This is a genomic window from Comamonas nitrativorans (assembly GCF_042654765.1).
GTDB lineage: Bacteria > Pseudomonadota > Gammaproteobacteria > Burkholderiales > Burkholderiaceae_C > Comamonas > Comamonas nitrativorans.
Genome location: NZ_JBHSEW010000002.1, coordinates 398657 through 419319, shown reverse-complemented (window position 1 = coordinate 419319; position 20663 = coordinate 398657). Strand labels below are relative to the sequence as shown.

Below are 20663 nucleotides of genomic sequence, written 5' to 3'. Positions count from 1 at the left end.
TTACCCGGCCAGGGCGGCGGCAGGCGGGCAGGCCGCCGCCGGGGTGGTGGTGGCGGTAATCGCGGCCTGCCACAGGTCGTCCAGATCGCTGAAGTGCCAGTTCTCCGGGTCTTCGCGCAGCAGGATGTGTTCGTCGGGGCAGTCGCTTAAATCCAGCAGCACGGGCGGGTCGATGCGCTGCGCCTCGTAGGTGTCGTAAAAGCAGACCACCTGGGGCGTGAGCAGCTTGTTCTCCGACAGCGCAAAAACCAGCGCCAGGCGGCCAGACTGCAGGCGCAGCAGGCTGCCGACCGGATACACGCCCAGTGTCTTGACGAACGCAGAAAAAATATGCGTGTCCAGGTGCGTGCCGCACCATTGCGCCATGCGCTGCAGCGCAATGGCGGGCGACCAGCCGCTTTTGTAGGGGCGGTTGGACGTGATGGCGTCGTACACATCGCAGATGGCCGTCATGCGGGCCATCAGGTGGATTTCAGCGCCGCGCAGGCCATGCGGGTAGCCTTTGCCGTCCAGGTGTTCATGGTGGTGCAGACAGGCATCCAGCACCTCGGCATCGGTAATGCTTTGCCGCAGCAGGGCGTAGCCCTGCCCCGGGTGCTGCTTCATGTGGGCAAATTCCTCGTCCGTCAGGGCGCCGGGCTTGTTCAGAATGCCCGGGTTGGTATAGACCTTGCCCATGTCGTGCAGCAGTCCGGCCAGTGCCGCCCGCTTGACCTGATGGGTTGGTAGCCCGAGCTGGTGTGCCAGTGCCACCATCAAGGCGCTGACGGCGACCGAGTGCATGTAGGTGTAGGTATCGGCGCTTTTCAGGCGCACGACACTGAGCAGCGCGGCGGGGTGGCGCTCGACCGACTGCTGGATTTGCTCGGCCAGCGCCTCGGCCTGCTCGGGCGGGATGGCGTGGCCCATGCGGGCCTCGTGAAACATTTCCTGAACCGCCGCTTGCGCCTGCTTGCACTGCTCGCGGGCCTGCGCGATCTGTTCCTGCCATAGGCTCGGCGCATTGACCGGGGCCGGCGGCGCAGCAGGTGTGGCAGCCAGGCTGGGCTGGGCGGGCGCAGCGGCGGGCTGCACATCCAGGCCCCGCGACAGGTCGATCCACAGGCCCGCAATGCCGCTGGCCTGCAGGCGCTCCAGATCAGTGGTTTTTTTCAGCCTGAAACTACTTTTCCAGAAACCGTGGCTCAACCACGAGCCATCCAGTGCATGGATGTACATGCCCAGACGCAGTTGAGAGGGAACAATGTGCTTCAGCATCAAAAAACTATTTAAGTATTGAAGACTAGCCGAACTAGCCGAATGAGCTGGCTCAGAATCAATACTTGTATTGTATCAAAAATATCATTTTTATTCTTTTGAATGTTTGGTGCGTCAGGAGCGCAAGCGGGAAAATGCTACTGAAAAAGAAGCTTTTACCGCTTTATTTATATGATTTTCATATATCTTTCATTGTGAGAATGAAGATATGCCAGCGGTAAAAGCTATTGAATTGATAGATTTCGGCAGAGTATCCCTAGACCAGTGACTGCACCCAGCGCACGATCTCCGCTGTCCCCAGCGCACCGCTGATGCGGGCCTTTTCCTGGCCGTGGTGGAACAGGATCATGGTCGGAATGCTGCGAATCCGGTAGCGGCTGGCGATGTCGGGATGGGCCTCGGTATCCAGTTTGGCCAGGCGAATCCGGGGTTCAAGCTGCCCGGCTGCCTGGGCGAAGGCGGGAGCCATGTGCTGGCAGGGGCCGCACCAGGGGGCCCAGAAATCGACCACCACGGGCAGATGGCTGCGGGCGATGTGTGGGTCAAAGCTGCTGGCCGTCAGTGCCAGCGGCTGGCCGGTGAACAGTGGCTGGTGGCAACTGCCGCAATCGGGGTGCAGGGCCAGGTGCCCGGCCTGGACGCGGTTGGTTTTGTGGCAGTGTGGGCAGACGATGTGCAGGGCAGCGGTCATGGCAGACAGTCTTTCAGAAAAATGAAACTGTTGCCTAGCTAGGGGCGCGTGGGAAATTTTTCAACCCAGGCACGCGGGGAGGCTGTGCGCCTGCCCCGTCTTTGCTGGGCAGGCTCTGCGCGGTTCTTAAAAGGTTTCCCAATCATCGGCATGGCCCGCCGCAGGGGCCGCTGCCGGTTTGGCGGGCGCTGCCGTCAGTGCGGGCGCCTTGGCAGGGCGTGCCGTGGCTTTGACCGGGGCCGTTGCCGGTTTTGCCGCCACGCGCGGGGCCGCTGCCGGGCTGGCGGCGTGTGCTGCGGCCGGAGTGGCTGTGGTGGCCGGACGTGAGGGGGCTGCGCGGGTGGTGCCCTGCGCCAGTTTGAAGACCGATACCTCGGAGACCAGCTCCTGCGACTGGTGGCTCAGGCTGTTCGCGGCGGCGGCCATTTCTTCCACCAGGGCGGCGTTCTGCTGCGTGACCTGGTCCATCTGCACGATGGCTTCGCCCACCTGGCTGACGCCGGCGCTTTGCTCGCTGCTGGCGGCGCTGATCTCGCCCATGATGTCGGTGACGCGGCGGATGGCCTCGACCACTTCGGTCATGGTGGTGCCGGCCTTGTCGGCCAGTGCGCTGCCTGCTTCCACGCGGGTCACGCTGTCGGTGATGAGGTTTTTGATCTCTTTGGCCGCTTCGGCGCTGCGTCCGGCCAGGCTGCGCACTTCGCTGGCGACGACGGCAAAACCCCGGCCCTGCTCGCCGGCGCGGGCGGCTTCGACGGCGGCGTTCAGCGCCAGGATGTTGGTCTGGAAGGCAATGCCGTCGATCACGCCGATGATGTCGGCAATCCTGCGGCTACTGTCGTCGATGCCCTTCATGGTGCCGACGACTTCGGCCACCACTTTGCCGCCCTGGCTGGCGACGCTGGAGGCGCTGATCGCCAGCTGGTTGGCCTGCCGCGCGTTTTCGGCGTTTTGCTTGACGGTGGCGTTGAGCTGTTCCATCGAGGCGGCGGTTTCTTCCAGGGCGCTGGCCTGCTCCTCGGTGCGGCTGGACAGGTCGTTGTTGCCCGAAGCGATTTCGCTGCTGGACATGGCCACGCCTTCGGCATTGCCGCGCACACCGGCCACCACCCGCGCCAGATTGGAGCGCATGGATTCCAGGCTGCGCAGGAGGCGGCTGACCTCGTCCTGGCCCGAGGCGCCGATCTCTACCGTCAGGTCGCCTTGCGCCACCGTATCGGTCACCTGCACCGCATAACCCAGGTCACGCCCGATCTGGCGCACCATGGTGCCGCCGATCAGCACGGCGATCAGCACCCCCAGCACGATGGTGCCGATGGCAACGGTCCGCAGGGTCTCGTAGGTGACCACGGTGTCTCGGTAGTTCTGGCCGGCTTCGAGGAGCTGGATGCCGATCAACTCGCCCAGGGTGCCCTGCAAGGGGTCGATGGCCGGGTACATCTCGCTGATGATGAAGGCCTCCAGCCCTTGGCTGTCGTCGTTGCCCAGGAGGGTGTCGAGCTGGCGGATGGCCTCGTCGGCCTTGCCCATCAGCGGTTTGAGCTGGGTCATCAGGCGTGTTTCCTGCTCGTCCATGTCGGTGGCGGCGTAGGCATTCCAGTTGGTATCGATTTTCTTGCGCCCGTCGGCCAGATGCTGGCGGCCCTGTGCCGCAGTGAGGTTGCCGTTGCGCACCTTGTGCGCCGTGTCCACGGTATCGACGGCGTAGGCGTCGGAGACGGCCTTGAGCTGGGCCAGCGGCACCACGCGGTCTTCGTACACGGAGCGCATTCCTTCGCTGGTCTGCGCCATACCCAGTACCCCCGCCGCGCCTATGCCCAGCAACAGCAGGCACATGGTGATCAATAAGGCGGACAGACGGGTGGAAATCTTGAAGCGGTTCATGGTGTCTCCTGAGCGTGCCAATCAACGTGGCAGCAGGAAAAAGATTAATACTTTTTGTTTCAATCAACGAAAAAACATAGTGACGGTCAAATAATTTTTGCAATTCGTGACATTTTTCCTGCCTGCAAATGGACGTTTTCCAGGGTTTACCAGCGCCCGGAAGCGCTGCCGCGCCACTGCGCCCGCCCCCGGCGTCGGCCCGGAAGGTTCTACAGGAATGGGATGGTTGCCGGGGTGGGGGCGCGAGCGCCAGCACCGGATGGCTGGCGCTGTCGGATCACAGTAGCACCGGGGCGTCCGGCAGCTGGTTGCTGCGCGGCGTGCCGTCGGCTTCGGCGGGGAAGTGTTCCACCAGCAGTGCGGAGACCTGGGCCAGTACCTCGGTCAGCCCGTCCTCGTAGCGGCCCTGGTGCAGGGCGGCGCCCAGGTGGGCCACCAGCGCCTGCCAGGTGGCGGCGGGCACGCGCCGGGCCAGCCCCCGGTCGGCGACGATTTCGATGGCGTGTTCGGCCAGCAGCAGGTAGATGAGTACGCCGTTGTTGTGTTCGGTATCCCACACGCGCAGCTTGCCGAACAGGGTGACGGCGCGTTCGCGTGCGCTGGCCCCGCGCCACAGGTAGGAGGGCGGCAGGCCGTTTTCGATGCAGATGCGGATTTCGCCCGTGTGGCGGCGTTCGCTGGCGGCCACGCGCTGGCCCAGGCGCTGGAGCAGGTCGGGCGGCAGCACGCGGCGCTGGCCGATCTCGGCCCAGCGGTGGCGCAGCAGGCGGGCAATGCGGCGTGGCAGGGTGGGGAGGGATGCGGGTTGTTGTGTCATGTCGGAAATCCTGGGCACACGCTCTTACCAGTCGCCGGAGGCACCGCCCCCGCCAAAGTCCCCGCCGCCGCCGCTGCTCCAGCTACCGCCGCCACTGCTGCTGCCTGCGCCCCAGCCGCCGCTGCTCCAGCCGCCGCCGTTTGACCCGCCCCCACCGCCGCGCCCGGAAAAAATCCAGGCGTAGAACAGGGCAAGAACCCCCGCGATCGCTGCCAGACCGATGCTGGTGGTCAGCCAGAACGCCAGCAGGCCCGCACCGCCGCCCATGAGCAGGCCGCCGGCGATGCGCCCGAACAGGGCGCGTGCCACGGGGCTGATGAAGGCGACGCCGAAGAACAGGAAGATGGCCAGATCGCCCCAGTCCAGATCGTCGTCGGCAGCGGTGCTGTTGCCATCGGGCAGCGGCAGATCCTCGCCCGCGATGCGTGCGCCGATCTGTTCGACGGCGGCTTGCAGGCCACCGGCAAAGTCGCCGTCGCGAAAGCGCGGCTTCATTGCGCCGTCGATGATGCGGGCGGCAGCAATGTCGGGAATCGCCCCTTCCAGCGCCTTGGCCACTTCGATGCGCATCCGCCGTTCGTCCTTGGCGACGATGAGCAGCACGCCGTCGCCCACGTTGCGCCGGCCGATCTTCCAGGTGTTGCCGACGCGGTTGGCAAAGGCGGCGATGTCCTCCGGGGCCGTCGCACTGACCATCAGCACGACCACCTGCGAGCCGTGCTGCTGCTCAATGGCGGCCAGCTGCGCTTCCAGCGCCTGGCGTTCGGGGGCGGACAGGGTGGCAGTCTGGTCGATGACGTGCCCGGTCAGCGCGGGCACGGGCAGCAGGGGCTGGGCGCTGGCTGGCAGCAGTCCGGCAACTACCAGGACGATAGCTGCCAGCGCTTTCCAGATAAGGGATAAAGGCACTTTTTACTTGGAAAAATCGACGGTGGGCGGGGCGCTGATCTGTGCCTCGTTCTGTACGCTGAAATTGGGCTTGGGCGCGTAGCTGAAGACCATCGCCGTCAGGTTGCTGGGAAAGCTGCGGGCCAGCACGTTGTATTGCTGCACGGATTCGATATAGCGGTTGCGGGCCACGGTGATGCGGTTTTCGGTGCCCTCCAGCGTCACGCGCAGGTCGCGAAAGCCCTGGTTGGCCTGCAACTGCGGGTAGCGCTCGGACACCATCATCAACCGGCTCAGGGCGCTGGACAGCTCGCCTTGCGCCTGCTGGAACTGGTTGAAGGCTTCGGGGTTATTCAGCGTTTCGGGCGTGACCTGGATGGAGGTGGCCTTGGCGCGGGCCTCGATCACCTTGGTGAGCGTTTCCTGCTCGAAGGCGGCTTCGCCCTTGACGCTGGCGACGATGTTGGGCACCAGATCGGCGCGGCGCTGGTACTGGTTCAGCACCTCGCTCCAGGCGGCCTTGGTTTGCTCGTCCAGGCGCTGGAAGTCGTTGTAACCGCAGCCGCTCAGGCCCAGCGTCAGGGCAAGTGCGGCAAGAAAGGTGGCAAGAGTGCGTGGCATGGCGGGTGTCCGGTGGTGGGTGGGGAAAAGACAGGAGCGGCGATTGTGCCGCATGGGCGTTAGGCGCGGGCTTCAGGGTTGCAGGCGGTAGAGCAGCACTTTCAGGCTGCGTTCCTCGTCCACATCGGCAAAGGCGGGCGGGTTGGGCAGGCGCTGCACGAAGCGCAGGGCGGGGGCGTTTTCCTGCACGGTGTCGTGCAGGAACTGGCTGGACAGCTCCGGTGCGTTCAGGCACAGCAGGGCGTGGCCGCCGGGGGCCAGCAGCTCGGGCAGGCGGCGCACCAGGCGGGGGTAATCCTTGCGGGCGACAAAGCTGCCCTTCTGGTAGCTGGGCGGGTCGGCAATCACCAGGCCATAGGGCCCCAGGCGCTTGAGCTTGCCCCAGCTATGGAAGATGTCGTGCGCCAGAAAGCGGGCGCCGGTCAGGCCGTTGCGCTGGTGGTTCTCTCGCCCCAGGGCCAGGGCGCCGCTGGCCATGTCGATGTTGATGACCTCCTGCGCCCCGGCTTGCAGCGCGGCCACGGAGAAGGCGCAGCTGTAGGCAAACAGGTTCAGCACCTTCATGCCGATGTGGCTCGTCTGGCCCTGCGCCGCGATGTGTTCGCCCACCCAGCGGCGGCCAGCGGCCATGTCCAGGAACAGGCCGTGGTTCTGCCCTTGCAGCAGGCGCACGCGGTAGTGGGCGGTGCCTTCCGGCACAAAGTGCGGCTCGGGCAGGCTGCCGCGCATGGGCTGCGTGTGGGCGGGCAAGCCGCTTTGGCGCTGCTGGAAGACCCAGTGCAACTCTTGCCCCAACGCTGCGTAGCGCTGTTCCAGCGCCTGCCCGATGGCCGCCAGCGCGGCGGCTTCCAGCGGGGCAAAACTGGTCAGCACCAGCACGGGCGGGTAGGCGTCCAGCGTGAGGTGTTCGCAGCCGGGATGCTGCCCGCCCCGGCCATGAAACAGGCGGCAGGCCTCCTGGGGCGGGGTGAGCCGGGCGATGCAGTCGAGCAGGGCTTGCATGGGAATGTGGTTTATAAAGTGCTGGATACTATCAATCTTGTTGCTGCTAGCGCTGGTATATAAAGGACTTCAAAGATAAATTAATTTAAAACCTTTATCTGGTCAGCGGTAGCAGCTCCCTTTATTGCATCCTGCCCGTGTGCAGGTGCTGGGCCAGTTGGGCATCCAGCGGCAGCGGCTCGGCATGCAGTTGCCCGGCCAGCAGTTCGCCGCACAGCGTGGACAAGGTGATGCCGCGTGCGCCCAGGGCGGTGAGGGCGAACAGGCCGGGGGAATTTGGCACCGGGCCGACGATGGGCAGGCGGTCATGGCTGGCCAGCCGTACCCGGCCCCAGGTGGGCAGGCAGGCCGGGTTGCCGGGCGTAAAGGCCGGGGCGAGTTGGGCGGCGCTGGCGGGCAGCAGTTGCGCCAGCTTGCCCAGGTTGTGTGCGTGGGCGGCGGCCTGATCGGCGGGGGAGACGGGCAGCGCGGTCACATCCCGCTCGAAGGTGGAACCCATGACCCAGAACGGCCCGTCGGCATCGGGCACGCGGGGCACCAGATTGCCGCTGCCATTGACCGGGCAGGGCGGCAGCGCCGCTGCGTTGTCTGCCGTGCAGCGCCCCCAGGTGACCTGGCCGCGCAAGGTTTGCAGCCGCCAGTGGGCGGGCAGAAACCGGGCGCTGGCCGGCCCGGCGGCAATGACGGCGATGTCGGCCTGGGCCACGGTGTGGTGATGGCCGTCCAGCGCCTGCCAGCCGCCGTCGGTGGGCTGGAGCCGGGCCACCTGGGTATGGCCGATGAAGCGGATGTTCGGGTGCTGCAACTGCGCCGTTACCAGGGCTGCCGGGCGCAGCCAGCCTGCGCGACGGTGCCACAGCGCCGGGGCGTTGGCGGGCAGGCCCGCCGCTGCGCATTGCGTGGCTGGCGCGGTTTGGCTCCAGGCCAGTCCCGGGCCATCTGCCCAGGCAAGGTGGCGTGGCTCCAGGCTGTCGTGTTCCAGAACACCGCTCAATTCCCAATCCTGGCCCGGCGTGCAGCATTGCGCCAGGCGCGGCAGCAGGGCGTGCAGCCCGGCGCGGGACAGGCGCGACAGCGGGCAGTCGTCCGGCGAGGTGTGCGGGCAGAACAGCCCGGCGGGCAGGCCCGAGGCGCCATCGGCAGGCGCCGCGCCGCTGCCCAGTACCGTCACCTGCCAGCCGCGCTGGGCCAGGCTCCAGGCGGCGCTGCTGCCGGCCAGCCCTGCGCCCAGCACCACGGCGGTGCCGGGGCGGGTGGGCTGGGCCGTCGGCTTGCGCAGTGGCCAGGGCGGGTCGAAGTGGGCGTGCAGGTGCCCGTTCGCATGGACGATGGCGCAGCCGCTGCGTTGCAGCAATCCCGCCAAATTGGCCAGATCGGCATTCTGCGGGGCCAGCCATTCGGTGCCGCGCTGGCAGTGGCGCAGCAGGGGCTTGAGGGCGTGTGGTTCCAGCCAGGGCCGGGCATTGCTGCCCAGCACGATGGTGTCGGCCACCATGCCTTGTTTGCGCAGCAGGGTGTTGGGATCGCCCAGCCACAGGGTCAGTTGCAGGGCGCCGTCTTCCAGCACGATGCGCTGCACGCCGGGCAGCAGGCCGTTCAGTTGCGCCTGCCAGGGGGCAGGGGCGCAGGCCAGCAAGGGCTGCGCATCGGGCAAGACCAGCACATAGTGCAAGGGCTGCGGGCGCTGCTGCGGCTGGGCCAGCCAGGCGTGGGATACGGCGAGCAGGGCCTGCGCATCGCCGCTGACATCCAGCACGCGCCAGCCGCTGTGCTGCGCCCAGGCGCGGGGCAGGGGGGCAAGCCAGTCCGGCAGGGGCCGGCTCATTCCCAGCGCTCCTGGTAGGAAAACACCGGCAGGCGCCAGCCCAGGCGAATCGCCAGCAGGCGAAATGCCAGGCCGCCGGCAAAGCAGACGGCAATGCTGATGTCGTGGTTCACCTGCAACACTTCCAGCGCCCAGTAGAGCAGGCACACCGCCAGGGAGACGCTGGCGTACAGCTCGCGGCGGAAGACCACCGGCACCTGGTTGCACAGCACGTCGCGCACGATGCCGCCGCTGATGCCGGTAAGCATCCCGGCCATGATGACGACCACGCGCGGGTAGCCATGCTCCAGGGCCACGCTGCAACCGATCAGCGAAAAGGCGATCAGCCCCATGGCGTCCAGCAGCAAAAACACCTGCTTTAAATGGCGCATGTGGCGGGCCACGATGGTGGTCAGCAGCCCGGCGCTGATGACCAGATAGACGTATTCGGGGTGCTGCGTCCAGCCGATGGGGTAGTGGCCCAACACCATGTCGCGGATGGTGCCGCCGCCCAGCGCGGTGACGAAGGCGATCACGGCGACGCCGAAGATGTCCATGTTGCGCCGCCCGGCGGCCAGGGCGCCGGACATGGCTTCGGCCGTGATGGCGATGAGGTAGATGACCAGCATGGTGGTCAGTTGCGAGAACTGGAAGGATTCCAGCAGCGAGGTCGAGGGCAGCATAAACACCTTACGGGGTGAAGGAGGGGTGCCTCTCCCGCTGTCCTTTTACCTGAGAGTTGCGTGCGTGGGTGGCGCACTTGCCCCTTCGGTGAGCCACGGCGTCCAAGCATAAACCCTGGCGGTGGCTGCTCTCCAGTCGGCGAAATCTTCTTGCGGTACCGGGGCCTGAGCGATTATGGGAGTTTGCGCCTTCGGCGGGGCTGGTGGTGACGGCAGCCCGCTCTCCCGCGAGAAGCGGGCGATTATGGCACGGCTTATTCGGTAGGCGGAACGTAGCCGGCGGCCTGCTCGGCGCCGTCGCCGAAGAAGTGCGCCTCCATTTGCTTGGCCAGGTATTTGCGGGCCTGGGCATCGGCCAGATTCAGGCGGTTTTCATTGACCAGCATGGTCTGGTGCTTGAGCCAGGCGGCCCAGGCTTCTTTGCTGACGCTGGCGAAAATGCGCTTGCCGAGCTCGCCGGGGTAGGGGGGAAAGTCCAGGCCGTCGGCCTCTTTACCCAATTTGATGCAGTGAACGGTGCGTGCCATGGGGAATCCTTGTTGATTTCAGATTTTTGAGTAATAACAAACTGAAATCTTATTGGTTTGAGTTTGAAAAAGCTGCTTTGAGAATGCGCGGCAACGGCAATGTGCCCGTTTTCCTTTTCTCTCAAAGAAAGCCATCGATGAAAAATCGCCGCAACTTTATCAAGATTCCCGCCCTGGCCGCCCTGTGGGTGGGCTTGACCTTGACTGCTTCGGCAGCTTGGGCGCAGCAGCCGCCCAAGCCTGTGACCTTGCTCAACGTCTCCTACGACCCGACCCGGGAGCTGTACGCGGACTACAACCAGGTGTTTGCCAGGCACTGGAAAGCCAAGACGGGGCAGGAGGTAACGGTCAAGCAGTCGCATGGCGGCTCGGGCAAGCAGGCGCGTTCCATCATCGACGGCATCGATGCCGATGTGGCCACCCTGGCCCTGGCGGGCGACATCGACGCCCTGGTGCAGCACGGCGGACATCTGGCCGCCGACTGGCAGCAGCGCCTGCCGCATGGCAGCGCCCCCTATACCTCGACCATCGTGTTTCTGGTGAAAAAGGGCAATCCCAAGGGGCTGAAGGATTGGGACGATCTGGTACGCCCGGGCGTGCAGGTCATCACGCCCAATCCCAAAACCAGCGGCGGCGCCCGCTGGAACTACCTGGCCGCCTGGGCCTTTGCCGAGCGCAAGTACGGCGGCGCCGACAAGGCGCGGGACTTCGTGCGCCAGCTTTACCGGAACGTGCCGGTGCTGGATTCGGGAGCACGCGGCTCGACCATCACCTTCGTGCAGCGCGGCGTGGGCGACGTGCTGCTGGCCTGGGAGAACGAAGCCTTCCTGGCACTCAAGGAGTTCGGCCCGGACAAGGTCGAGATCGTCGTGCCTTCGCTGTCCATCCTGGCGCAGCCGTCCGTTGCCGTGCTGGACAGGATGGTGGACAAAAAGGGCACCCGGGCAGTGGCCGAGGCCTATCTGCAACACCTGTATAGCGCCGAAGGCCAGCGCATTGCCGCCAAACATTACTACCGGCCCACCGATGCCCAGGTGCAGGCGGAATTTGCAGACCGTTTCCCACGCCTGGAACTGGTCACCATCGACCAGGCCTTCGGCGGCTGGGGGCAGGCCAGCAAGGCGCATTTTGCCGACGGTGCCAGCTTTGACCAGATTTACGCTGCCAGGTAGGAAATTACCAATTCAGGCCCCGGCGGCATGGCGGGGTGGCCGGGATGCGCAATGGCTTCTGAGACAATCCGCGCACCATGTCTGAACAGAACGTCCATCCTTCCCCCCCGCCTTCCCCCGCCACTTCCGAATCCCCTGCCGATTGCCCTCTGCCCGAAGGCTGGCTGCGCGTCGAGTCCATGGACATGGACGCCCAGGGCGTGGCGCACCGCCCGGACGGCAAGGTCGTCTTCATCGACGGCGCCTTGCCCGGCGAACTGGTCAGCGCCCAGACCAAGCGCAAAAAGAACAACTGGGAGCAGGCCGAGCTGACGGCCATCCACCGCCCGTCCTCGCTGCGCGTGCGCCCCGGCTGCCCGCACTTCGGCCTGCACACCGGCGCCTGCGGCGGCTGCAAGATGCAGCACCTGCACATCAGCGCCCAGGTGGCCATCAAGCAGCGCGTGCTGGAGGACAACCTGTGGCATCTGGGCAAGGTGAAGGCCGAAACCATCCTGCGCCCCATCGAAGGCCCGGCCTGGGGCTACCGCTACCGCGCCCGGCTGGCGGTGCGCCACGTCATCAAGAAGGGCGAGGTGCTGATCGGCTTTCACGAACGCAAAAGCCGCTACATCGCCGACATGCAGACCTGCAAGGTGCTGCCCCCGCACGTCGACGCCATGCTGGTGCCGCTGCGCGGCCTGATCGCCAGCATGGAGGCCCGCGACACCTGTCCGCAGATCGAGCTGGCCTGCGGCGATACCGTCACCGCCCTGGTGCTGCGCCACCTGGAGCCGTTGAGCGAGGCCGACAAAACCCGCCTGCGCGACTTTGCCGCCCAGCACGGCGTGCAATGGTGGCTGCAACCCAAGGGGCCGGACACGGTGCATCTGCTCGACCCCGAAGGCGCGGCGCAACTGGCCTACCGCCTGCCGGAGTTCGACATCACCATGCCCTTCAAGCCCACCGACTTCACCCAGGTGAACCCGCACATCAACCAGGTGCTGGTCACGCGGGCGCTGCGCCTGCTGGCGGCGCAGAAAACCGACCGGGTGATCGACTGGTTCTGCGGCCTGGGCAACTTCACCCTGCCCATTGCCACCCAGGCCGGGCAGGTGCTGGGCATTGAAGGAAGTGAAGCGCTGGTCGCACGCTCCCGCGAGAATTACGGCATAAACAATGCGCAAATGCCCGCCAATCAAGCGCTGGCAGCTACCGAATTTGTTGCCCGCAACCTGTTCAACATGACGCCGGAACTGCTGATGGCCGACGGCGTGGCCGACAAATGGCTGGTCGATCCCCCGCGCGAAGGGGCGTTTGCCCTGAGCAAGGCCCTGGCCGACATCCACCAGGCCCGTATCGGTGGTATTGGTGCCGAAGATGCGCCGCCCCTGCCCGCCGGGCATGAAGGCTGGCAGCCGCCGCAGCGCATCGTGTACGTGAGCTGCAACCCCGCCACCCTGGCCCGCGATGCGGGCCTGCTGGTGCACCAGGCGGGCTACCGCTGCGTGGCGGCGGGCGTGGTGAACATGTTTCCGCACACCGCCCACGTCGAGAGCATGGCCGTGTTCGAGCGCAGCCCGGCCTGACCGGACGGCTTGCACGACTCAAAAGAAAACCCGGCACAGCCAAAAACTGTGCCGGGTTTTTTGCGGTCAGGCGCCGAAGCTTATTCCTCTTCCGTCGCCGATTCGGTCGGGGCGGCTGTCTTGGCGGGCGCCGGTGTCAGCACGGAGGGCACGCCCTCGATCTTGTTCTCGCGCATGTAGGCGTCCATTTCCTTCCAGCCGGCAAAGACATCGTTTTTCGAGGCTCTGGGGTTGAGAACATAGCAGTCCTCGATGCTGCGCACCGCATAGCGGCAGGCGCTGCCGATGGCCTTGTCTTCCTTTTGCTTGGCCGCAACCTTGGGCGGCGGGCCCATGCCGGGAATCTGCTCCAGGCAGCCGGTCAGGGCCAGGGCGGCGAATAAGGGCAGAGTACGCAGCAGGAGGGGGGGAATTTTTCTTGGCATAGTGGGCATTATCGGCAGGTCGCCGCTATTTTTGAGTCTCTTGATCCCTGCGCGACTGGCCGCCGGGCTGGCTGTAGATGTCCCAGCAGGCAATGAACAGGGCGGCAATGGCCGGGCCGATGACGAAACCGGTCAGACCGAACAGGGACATCCCGCCCAGGGTGGAGATCAGCACCACGTAATCGGGCAGCTTGGTGTCCTTGCCCACCAGCAGCGGACGCAGCAGGTTGTCCACCAGACCGATGACCAGCACTCCGTACATGGTCAGGACAATCCCCTTGGTGATGTCGCCCGTCGCCAGGTAATAAATCGACACCGGCCCCCAGATCAGGCTGGCACCGACGGCGGGCAACAGTGACAGAAAGGCCATCAGCACGCCCCACAGCACGGCGCCCTGGATGCCCAGGATCATGAAAATCACCCCGCCCAGGGCCCCCTGGGCCGCCGCCACGGCCAGATTGCCCTTGACGGTGGCGCGGATGACGGTGGCAAACTTCTGGGTCAGCTCTTCCTTGTGGACCCGGCGCAGGGGCAGGGTGTCGCGGATGCGGTGGGCCAGCTGCTGGCCGTCGCGCAGCAGGAAGTACAGCAGGTACAGCATGATGCAGAAGCTCACGGCAAACCCCAGGGTGTTGCTGCCCAGGGCCACGGCCTTGCCGGCAATGAGCTTGCCGGCCTCGGTTGCCAGGGTCGAGAGCTTTTCCTGGATGGCATCGGGGGTGGTCAGGTGCAGGCGTTCCAGAATCCCCCCGACCCAGCTGGGCAGGGCCGCGTAAATCTGCTGGAAGTAGGCGCCAAAATCCAGTTGCCCGCTGGCCATGCGGGCGTAGATCGTGGCGGTTTCCTGCACTACCGAGATGCTGATCAGCACCAGCGGGAAAATGGCAATCACCAGGCAAATCAGCAAGGTTGCCGCCGCCGTCAGATTGACCCGGTGCGGCCAGCGCGAGCGCAGGCGGCGGTTGAGCGGCTGAAACACGATGGCCAGCACCACGGCCCAGAAAATGGCCCCCATGAAAGGCCACAAAATGGCGGCAAAACCCAGCGTGACACTGGCAAGCAGAATGAAAAACGCGCGTTGGGCGGCAGTGGTCGAGCGCATGGTGGCGTGGCGGCAGCTGGGGTGGCGCAATGGTATGCGAGAAAACCGGTGCGGTTATGGATGCCCGGGGCGATATGCGTAGTTACCTGCACAGGGAAAATGCCACTTCGCAAAGACAGCGGTTTGAGGTCTTATAAAAGACTGCTGCCGCATGCAAGTCATTTATCGGTGGCACAATTGCACTCTGCAACCCAGGCCCTTCCATAGCCACAGTCGCATCCGCCAATCGGTACAGCCGTGTCGCGGAAGGTTCTCCAACCAACGAATGCTTTCCCCAGGAAAGCGGATGTCAGCGAAGCATGAGCGATCAGCCAACTGTTTATCAAGCCTACCAAGGCAACACCTATCTCTTCGGCGGCAATGCCCCCTATGTCGAAGAGATGTATGAAAACTACCTCACCAACCCCGGCAGCGTTCCTGATTCGTGGCGCGAGTATTTCGATGCTCTGCAGCACGTTCCCGCCGTCGATGGCAGCGATGCCAAGGACGTGCCGCACCTGCCGGTGGTGAACGCTTTTGCCGAACGCGCCAAGCAGGGCCATACCGCCGTGGTCGTCGCTTCCGGTGCCGACTCCGAAATGGGGCGCAAGCGCGTGGCCGTGCAGCAGCTGATTGCGGCCTACCGCAACGTGGGTCAGCGCTGGGCCGACCTGGATCCCCTGAAGCGCACCGAACGTCCTGCCATCCCCGAGCTGGAACCCAGCTTCTACGGCTTTACCGACGCCGACCAGGAAACCGTCTTCAACGTCGGCAACACTTTCTTCGGCAAGGAAACCATGTCGCTGCGCGAGATGCTCAATGCACTGCGCGAGACCTATTGCGGCACCATCGGCGTGGAATACATGTATGCCACCGACCAGGTGCAAAAGCGCTGGTGGCAGCAGAAGCTGGAGTCGATCCGCTCCAAGCCCGTGTTCAATGCCGAGCAGAAAAAACGCATCCTCGACCGCCTGACGGCGGCGGAAGGCTTGGAGCGCTACCTGCACACCAAATACGTCGGCCAGAAGCGCTTCTCGCTGGAAGGCGGCGAAAGCTTCATCGTCGCCATGGACGAACTGATCAACGCGGCCGGTACCAAGGGCGTGCAGGAAGTGGTGATCGGCATGGCCCACCGTGGCCGCCTGAACGTGCTGGTCAATACCCTGGGCAAGATGCCCAAGGACCTGTTTGCCGAGTTCGACCACACCGCCCCCGAAGACCTGCCCGCCGGTGACGTGAAATACCATCAGGGCTTCAGCTCCGACGTCTCCACTGCTGGCGGCCCGGTGCATCTGTCGCTGGCCTTCAACCCCTCGCACCTGGAAATCGTCAACCCGGTGGTGGAAGGTTCCGTGCGTTCGCGCATGGATCGCCGTGGCGACCCGCAGGGCAAGCAGGTGCTGCCCGTGCTGGTGCACGGCGACGCCGCCTTTGCCGGCCAGGGCGTGAACCAAGAGACTTTGGCGCTGATGCAGACCCGTGGCTACACCACGGGCGGTACGGTACACATCATCATCAACAACCAGATCGGCTTCACCACGTCCGACCCGCGCGACAAGGGCTCGACCACCTACTGCACCGACATCGTGAAGATGGTCGAATCGCCCGTGCTGCACGTCAATGGCGACGACCCCGAAGCCGTCGCCCTGTGCATGCAGCTGGCGCTGGAATACCGCATGGAGTTCCAGCAGGACGTGGTGGTGGACATCGTCTGCTACCGCAAGCTGGGCCACAACGAGCAGGACACCCCCATGCTCACCCAGCCGCTGATGTACACCAAGATCGCTGCGCATCCCGGCACCCGCAAGCTTTATGCCGACAAGCTGGCCGCGCAGGGCCTGGGCGAAACCCTGGGCGACGACATGGTCAAGGCCTACCGGGCTGCCATGGATGAAGGCAAGCACACCATTGACCCGGTGCTGACCAACTTCAAGAGCCAGTTCGCCGTCGATTGGAGTCCCTTCCTGGGCAAGACCTGGACGGATACTGCCGACACGGCCATTCCCCTGGCCGAATGGAAGCGTCTGGCCGAGAAGCTGACCACCATCCCCGATTCGGTCACTCCGCACACCCTGGTGAAGAAGGTCTATGCCGACCGCGCCGCCATGGGCCGGGGCGAAATGAACGTGGACTGGGGCATGGGCGAACACATGGCCTTTGCCTCGCTGGTGGCCTCGGGCTACCCCGTGCGCCTGTCCGGCGAGGACTGCGGCCGTGGCACCTTCACGCACCGCCATGCCGTGATTCACGACCAGAAGCGCCACCGGTGGGACGAGGGCGCCTACATCCCCCTGCAGAACGTGGCCGAGAACCAGGCACCGTTCGTCGTCATCGACTCCATCCTGTCCGAAGAGGCGGTGCTGGGCTTCGAATACGGCTACGCCTCCAACGACCCCAACACCCTGGTGATCTGGGAAGCACAGTTCGGCGACTTCGCCAACGGCGCCCAGGTGGTGATCGACCAGTTCATCGCCTCGGGTGAAGTGAAATGGGGCCGCGTGAACGGCCTGACGCTGATGCTGCCGCACGGCTATGAAGGCCAGGGCCCCGAACACAGCTCGGCCCGCCTGGAGCGCTTCATGCAACTGGCCGCCGACACCAACATGCAGATCGTGCAGCCGACCACGGCCAGCCAGATCTTCCATGTGCTGCGCCGCCAGATGGTGCGCCCGCTGCGCAAGCCGCTGGTCATCTTCACGCCCAAGAGCCTGCTGCGCAACAAGGATGCGACTTCGCCGCTGTCCGAGTTCACCAAGGGCGGTTTCCAGACCGTGATTCCCGAACAGAACGAAGCCATCGTGAAGAACGCGGCCAAGGTCAAGCGCGTCATCGCCTGCTCGGGCAAGGTGTACTACGACCTGGTGAAGAAGCGCGAAGAGCAGGGCAGCAACGACGTGGCCATCATCCGCGTCGAGCAGCTCTACCCCTTCCCGCACAAGGCGTTTGCCGCCGAGCTGAAAAAGTACGGCAAGGCCACCGACATCGTGTGGTGCCAGGACGAGCCGCAAAATCAGGGTGCATGGTTCTTCATCCAGCACAACATCTACGAGAACATGGCCGCCGGCCAGAAACTGGGTTACGCCGGCCGTCCGGCCAGCGCCAGCCCGGCGTGCGGTTATGCCCACCTGCACGTGGAGCAGCAGAAAACCCTGGTGGAAGCCGCTTTCGCCAAGCTCAAGGGATTTGTGCTGAACAAGTAAGCCTGCCGTGTTGCTGCCCCCCTCCTGCTGTACGTATCCCTGTATGCAGGGGGCGGGTGGCCCCACTTTCAAGATTCGTTATTGACGTTCCCATTTACGCAAGAGAGATATTTTCATGGCCATCGTAGAAGTCAAAGTGCCCCAGCTTTCGGAGTCCATCGCCGAAGCCACCATGCTCAACTGGAAGAAAAAAGCCGGTGAAGCGGTTGCGGTCGATGAAATCCTGATCGAAATCGAAACCGACAAAGTCGTGCTGGAAGTGCCCGCGCCCGCTGCCGGCGTGCTGACCGAAATCCTGCAAGGCGACGGCGCCACCGTCACCGCCGAGCAGCTCATCGCCAAGATCGACACCGAAGCCGTGGCCGGCGCTGCCGCTGCCGCCCCCGCACCGGCCGCAGCGCCTGCTGCTGCAGCCCCGGTTGCCGTTGCTGCGGCCCCGGCAGCGGGCGGCAGCAAGGGCGGCGTAGCCATGCCCGCTGCTGCCAAGCTGCTGGCCGAAAACAACCTGAGCGCCGCCAGCGTGGCCGGCTCCGGCAAGGATGGTCGCGTGACCAAGGGCGACGCCCTGGCGGCCATTGCCGCTGGCAGCAGCATCCCCACGGGCGCCCCCAAGGCCGCCTTGCCCCAGGTGGCCGCCCCGGCTCCGCAAAACCTGGGCGATCGCCCCGAGCAGCGCGTGCCCATGACCCGCCTGCGTGCCCGTGTGGCCGAGCGCCTGCTGCAATCGCAGTCCACCAACGCCATCCTGACCACCTTCAACGAGGTGAACATGGCCCCGGTGATGGAGCTGCGCAAGAAGTTCCAGGACGCCTTCACCAAGGAGCATGGCGTCAAGCTGGGCTTCATGTCCTTCTTCGTGAAGGCCGCCGTACACGCGCTCAAGAAGTACCCGGTGCTGAACGCCTCGGTGGACGGCAACGACATCGTCTACCACGGTTATTTCGACATCGGCATCGCCGTCGGTTCGCCCCGTGGCCTGGTGGTGCCCATCCTGCGCAACGCCGACCAGATGAGCTTTGCCGACATCGAGAAGAAAATCGCCGAGTTCGGCAAGAAGGCAGCCGACGGCAAGCTGGGCATCGAGGACATGACCGGCGGCACCTTCTCCATCTCCAACGGCGGCACCTTCGGCTCGATGATGTCCACCCCCATCATCAACCCGCCGCAATCGGCCATCCTGGGCGTACACGCCACCAAGGATCGCGCCGTGGTCGAAAACGGTCAGGTGGTCGTGCGCCCGATGAACTATCTGGCCATGTCCTATGACCACCGCATCATCGATGGCCGTGAGGCCGTGCTGGGCCTGGTCGCCATGAAAGACGCGCTGGAAGACCCCTCGCGCCTGCTGTTCGACCTGTAAGCCACGGCCCAGGGTTTTCATGTTCAACCCACCCTCGGACTCCGGCGGTGGGTTTTTTCTAGCAAGAAAGAGATTTCAAGAATGAGCAAACAATTCGACGTAGTGGTGATTGGCGCCGGCCCCGGCGGCTACATCGCCGCCATCCGTGCCGCCCAACTGGGCATGAACGTGGCCTGTATCGACGAGTGGCAGAACGCCCAGGGCGGCGCGGCCCCCGGCGGCACCTGCACCAACGTGGGCTGCATCCCGTCCAAGGCGCTGCTGCAATCGTCCGAACACTTCGAACACGCCAAGCTGCACTTCGGCGACCACGGCATCAGCGTCAAGGACGTGAAGATGGACGCCGCGCAGATGATCGCCCGCAAGGACGCCATCGTGAAGCAGAACAACGACGGCATCCTGTACCTGTTCAAGAAGAACAAGGTCACCTTCTTCCACGGGCGCGGCGCGTTCGGCAAGGCCGTTGAAGGCGGCTATGAAATCACCGTCAGCGGCAAAACCGCCGAAACCCTGGTGGCTAAACAGGTCGTGGTGGCGACCGGTTCCAACGCCCGTCCGCTGCCCGGCGTGGAGTTCGACGAGCAGCAAATCCTCTCCAACGACGGCGCTCTGGCCATCAACGCCGTGCCGAAAAAGCTGGGCGTGATCGGTTCGGGCGTGATCGGCCTGGAAATGGGCAGCGTCTGGCGCCGCCTGGGCGCGGACGTGACCGTGCTGGAAGGGATGCCGACCTTCCTGGCCGCCGTGGACGAGCAAGTCGCCAAGGAAGCCAAGAAGGCGCTGGACAAGCAGGGCCTGAAGATCGAACTGGGCGTGAAGATCGGCGAGATCAAGAAGGCCAAGAAGGGCGTCACCGTGGCCTACACCAACGCCAAGGGCGAAGACGTGTCGCTGGCCGTGGACAAGCTGATCGTCTCGATTGGCCGCGTGCCCAACACCACCGGCCTGAATGCCGAAGCCGTGGGCCTGCAACTGGACGAGCGCGGCGCGATTGCCGTCAATGACCTGTGCCAGACCAACCTGCCCGGCGTCTGGGCCGTGGGCGACGTGGTGCGCGGCCCCATGCTGGCGCACAAGGCCGAGGAAGAAGCCGTGGCTGTGGCCGAGCGCATCGCCGGCCAGCACGGGCATGTGAACTTCAACACCATCCCCTGGGTGATCTACACCAGCCCGGAAATTGCGTGGGTGGGCCGCACCGAGCAGCAGCTCAAGGCCGACGGCGTGAAGTACAAGGCCGGCAGCTTCCCCTTCATGGCCAATGGCCGCGCGCGGGCGCTGGGCGACACCACCGGCTTCGTCAAGTTCCTGGCCGATGCCGCCACCGACGAAATCCTGGGCGTCCACATGGTCGGCCCGATGGTGTCGGAACTGATCTCCGAAGCCGTGGTGGCGATGGAGTTCAAGGCCAGCGCCGAGGACATCGCCCGCATCTGCCACGCCCACCCCTCGCTGTCGGAATCGACCAAGGAAGCGGCCCTGGCCGTGGACAAGCGCACGCTGAACTTCTAATTACCCCATTGGATTTTTAGAAAAAAAGCTGCTGGCGCTGATGAAAGAAGCGCTGGCAGCTATTCTTTTTTAATGCTATTGCAATAGCGGATAGATAAAAACATAGCTTTTACCGCTTTCTATTATTGGATTTGAGAATGTTTTCATTCTGAAAACAAGCAATGACAAGCGGTA

At 64.7% G+C, this 20663-nt stretch carries 17 protein-coding genes and 1 riboswitch; of the genes, 5 read left to right on the top strand and 12 right to left on the bottom strand.

The window, feature by feature from the left end:
* The 10 genes from ACFO3A_RS04370 to ACFO3A_RS04325 form a co-directional block, all read right to left on the bottom strand.
* On the bottom strand, positions 1-1257 hold the full coding sequence (locus ACFO3A_RS04370; RefSeq protein WP_377724303.1) for an HD-GYP domain-containing protein: 1257 nt from the start codon (positions 1255-1257) through the stop codon (positions 1-3).
* Positions 1258-1513: 256 nt separating this feature from the next.
* Positions 1514-1948 carry a thioredoxin TrxC gene (gene trxC, locus ACFO3A_RS04365; protein ID WP_377724301.1) on the bottom strand — a complete coding sequence of 145 codons (435 nt, stop codon included), beginning with the start codon at positions 1946-1948 and terminating at the stop codon, positions 1514-1516.
* Between the two features lie 126 nt (positions 1949-2074).
* Positions 2075-3832 carry a methyl-accepting chemotaxis protein gene (locus ACFO3A_RS04360; RefSeq protein WP_377724300.1) on the bottom strand — a complete coding sequence of 586 codons (1758 nt, stop codon included), beginning with the start codon at positions 3830-3832 and terminating at the stop codon, positions 2075-2077.
* 277 nt (positions 3833-4109) lie between these two features.
* Positions 4110-4649, bottom strand: coding sequence for a TPM domain-containing protein (locus tag ACFO3A_RS04355; RefSeq protein ID WP_377724298.1), 540 nt, complete (start codon positions 4647-4649; stop codon positions 4110-4112).
* 24 nt (positions 4650-4673) lie between these two features.
* Positions 4674-5558 carry a TPM domain-containing protein gene (locus tag ACFO3A_RS04350; protein WP_377724296.1) on the bottom strand — a complete coding sequence of 295 codons (885 nt, stop codon included), beginning with the start codon at positions 5556-5558 and terminating at the stop codon, positions 4674-4676.
* 3 nt (positions 5559-5561) lie between these two features.
* Positions 5562-6158, bottom strand: coding sequence for a LemA family protein (locus ACFO3A_RS04345; RefSeq protein ID WP_377724294.1), 597 nt, complete (start codon positions 6156-6158; stop codon positions 5562-5564).
* A 72-nt stretch (positions 6159-6230) separates the two neighbouring features.
* Positions 6231-7160 carry a class I SAM-dependent methyltransferase gene (locus ACFO3A_RS04340; RefSeq protein WP_377724293.1) on the bottom strand — a complete coding sequence of 310 codons (930 nt, stop codon included), beginning with the start codon at positions 7158-7160 and terminating at the stop codon, positions 6231-6233.
* Positions 7161-7281: 121 nt separating this feature from the next.
* Positions 7282-8985 (bottom strand): FAD-dependent 5-carboxymethylaminomethyl-2-thiouridine(34) oxidoreductase MnmC1, encoded by a 1704-nt coding sequence (gene mnmC1, locus ACFO3A_RS04335; RefSeq protein ID WP_377724292.1) that lies wholly within the window; start codon positions 8983-8985, stop codon positions 7282-7284.
* A complete protein-coding gene (locus ACFO3A_RS04330; RefSeq protein ID WP_377724290.1) occupies positions 8982-9647 on the bottom strand; it encodes a trimeric intracellular cation channel family protein in 666 nt (221 codons plus the stop codon). The genes mnmC1 and ACFO3A_RS04330 overlap by 4 nt, the downstream gene beginning before the upstream one ends.
* 143 nt (positions 9648-9790) lie before the next feature.
* Positions 9791-9885: riboswitch (glycine riboswitch) on the bottom strand.
* A gap of 16 nt (positions 9886-9901) precedes the next feature.
* Positions 9902-10174 carry an oxidative damage protection protein gene (locus tag ACFO3A_RS04325; RefSeq protein WP_377724288.1) on the bottom strand — a complete coding sequence of 91 codons (273 nt, stop codon included), beginning with the start codon at positions 10172-10174 and terminating at the stop codon, positions 9902-9904.
* 137 nt (positions 10175-10311) lie between these two features.
* On the opposite strand from ACFO3A_RS04325, the gene ACFO3A_RS04320 reads away from it, so the two are divergent.
* Together ACFO3A_RS04320 and rlmD are read left to right on the top strand one after the other, a co-directional pair.
* Positions 10312-11346: a sulfate ABC transporter substrate-binding protein gene (locus ACFO3A_RS04320; protein WP_377724287.1), complete on the top strand. Its 1035-nt coding sequence runs from the start codon at positions 10312-10314 to the stop codon at positions 11344-11346.
* A gap of 77 nt (positions 11347-11423) precedes the next feature.
* Positions 11424-12914: a 23S rRNA (uracil(1939)-C(5))-methyltransferase RlmD gene (rlmD, locus tag ACFO3A_RS04315; RefSeq protein ID WP_377724285.1), complete on the top strand. Its 1491-nt coding sequence runs from the start codon at positions 11424-11426 to the stop codon at positions 12912-12914.
* A gap of 80 nt (positions 12915-12994) precedes the next feature.
* Here rlmD and ACFO3A_RS04310 read toward each other — a convergent pair whose 3' ends face one another.
* Positions 12995-13339, bottom strand: a complete 345-nt coding sequence (locus ACFO3A_RS04310) for a hypothetical protein (RefSeq protein WP_377724283.1) — start codon at positions 13337-13339, stop codon at positions 12995-12997.
* Between the two features lie 25 nt (positions 13340-13364).
* Positions 13365-14441, bottom strand: a complete 1077-nt coding sequence (locus tag ACFO3A_RS04305; protein ID WP_377724281.1) for an AI-2E family transporter — start codon at positions 14439-14441, stop codon at positions 13365-13367.
* Positions 14442-14740: 299 nt separating this feature from the next.
* On the opposite strand from ACFO3A_RS04305, the gene ACFO3A_RS04300 reads away from it, so the two are divergent.
* The 3 genes from ACFO3A_RS04300 (at position 14741) to lpdA (ending at position 20489) form a co-directional block, all read left to right on the top strand.
* Entirely contained in the window at positions 14741-17620 is a 2880-nt protein-coding gene (locus tag ACFO3A_RS04300) for a 2-oxoglutarate dehydrogenase E1 component (protein ID WP_377724279.1), read from the top strand.
* Between the two features lie 115 nt (positions 17621-17735).
* Positions 17736-18980 (top strand): 2-oxoglutarate dehydrogenase complex dihydrolipoyllysine-residue succinyltransferase, encoded by a 1245-nt coding sequence (odhB, locus tag ACFO3A_RS04295; RefSeq protein WP_377724278.1) that lies wholly within the window; start codon positions 17736-17738, stop codon positions 18978-18980.
* Positions 18981-19061: 81 nt separating this feature from the next.
* On the top strand, positions 19062-20489 hold the full coding sequence (gene lpdA / locus ACFO3A_RS04290) for a dihydrolipoyl dehydrogenase (RefSeq protein WP_377724277.1): 1428 nt from the start codon (positions 19062-19064) through the stop codon (positions 20487-20489).
* The last annotated feature ends 174 nt before the right edge of the window (positions 20490-20663 follow it).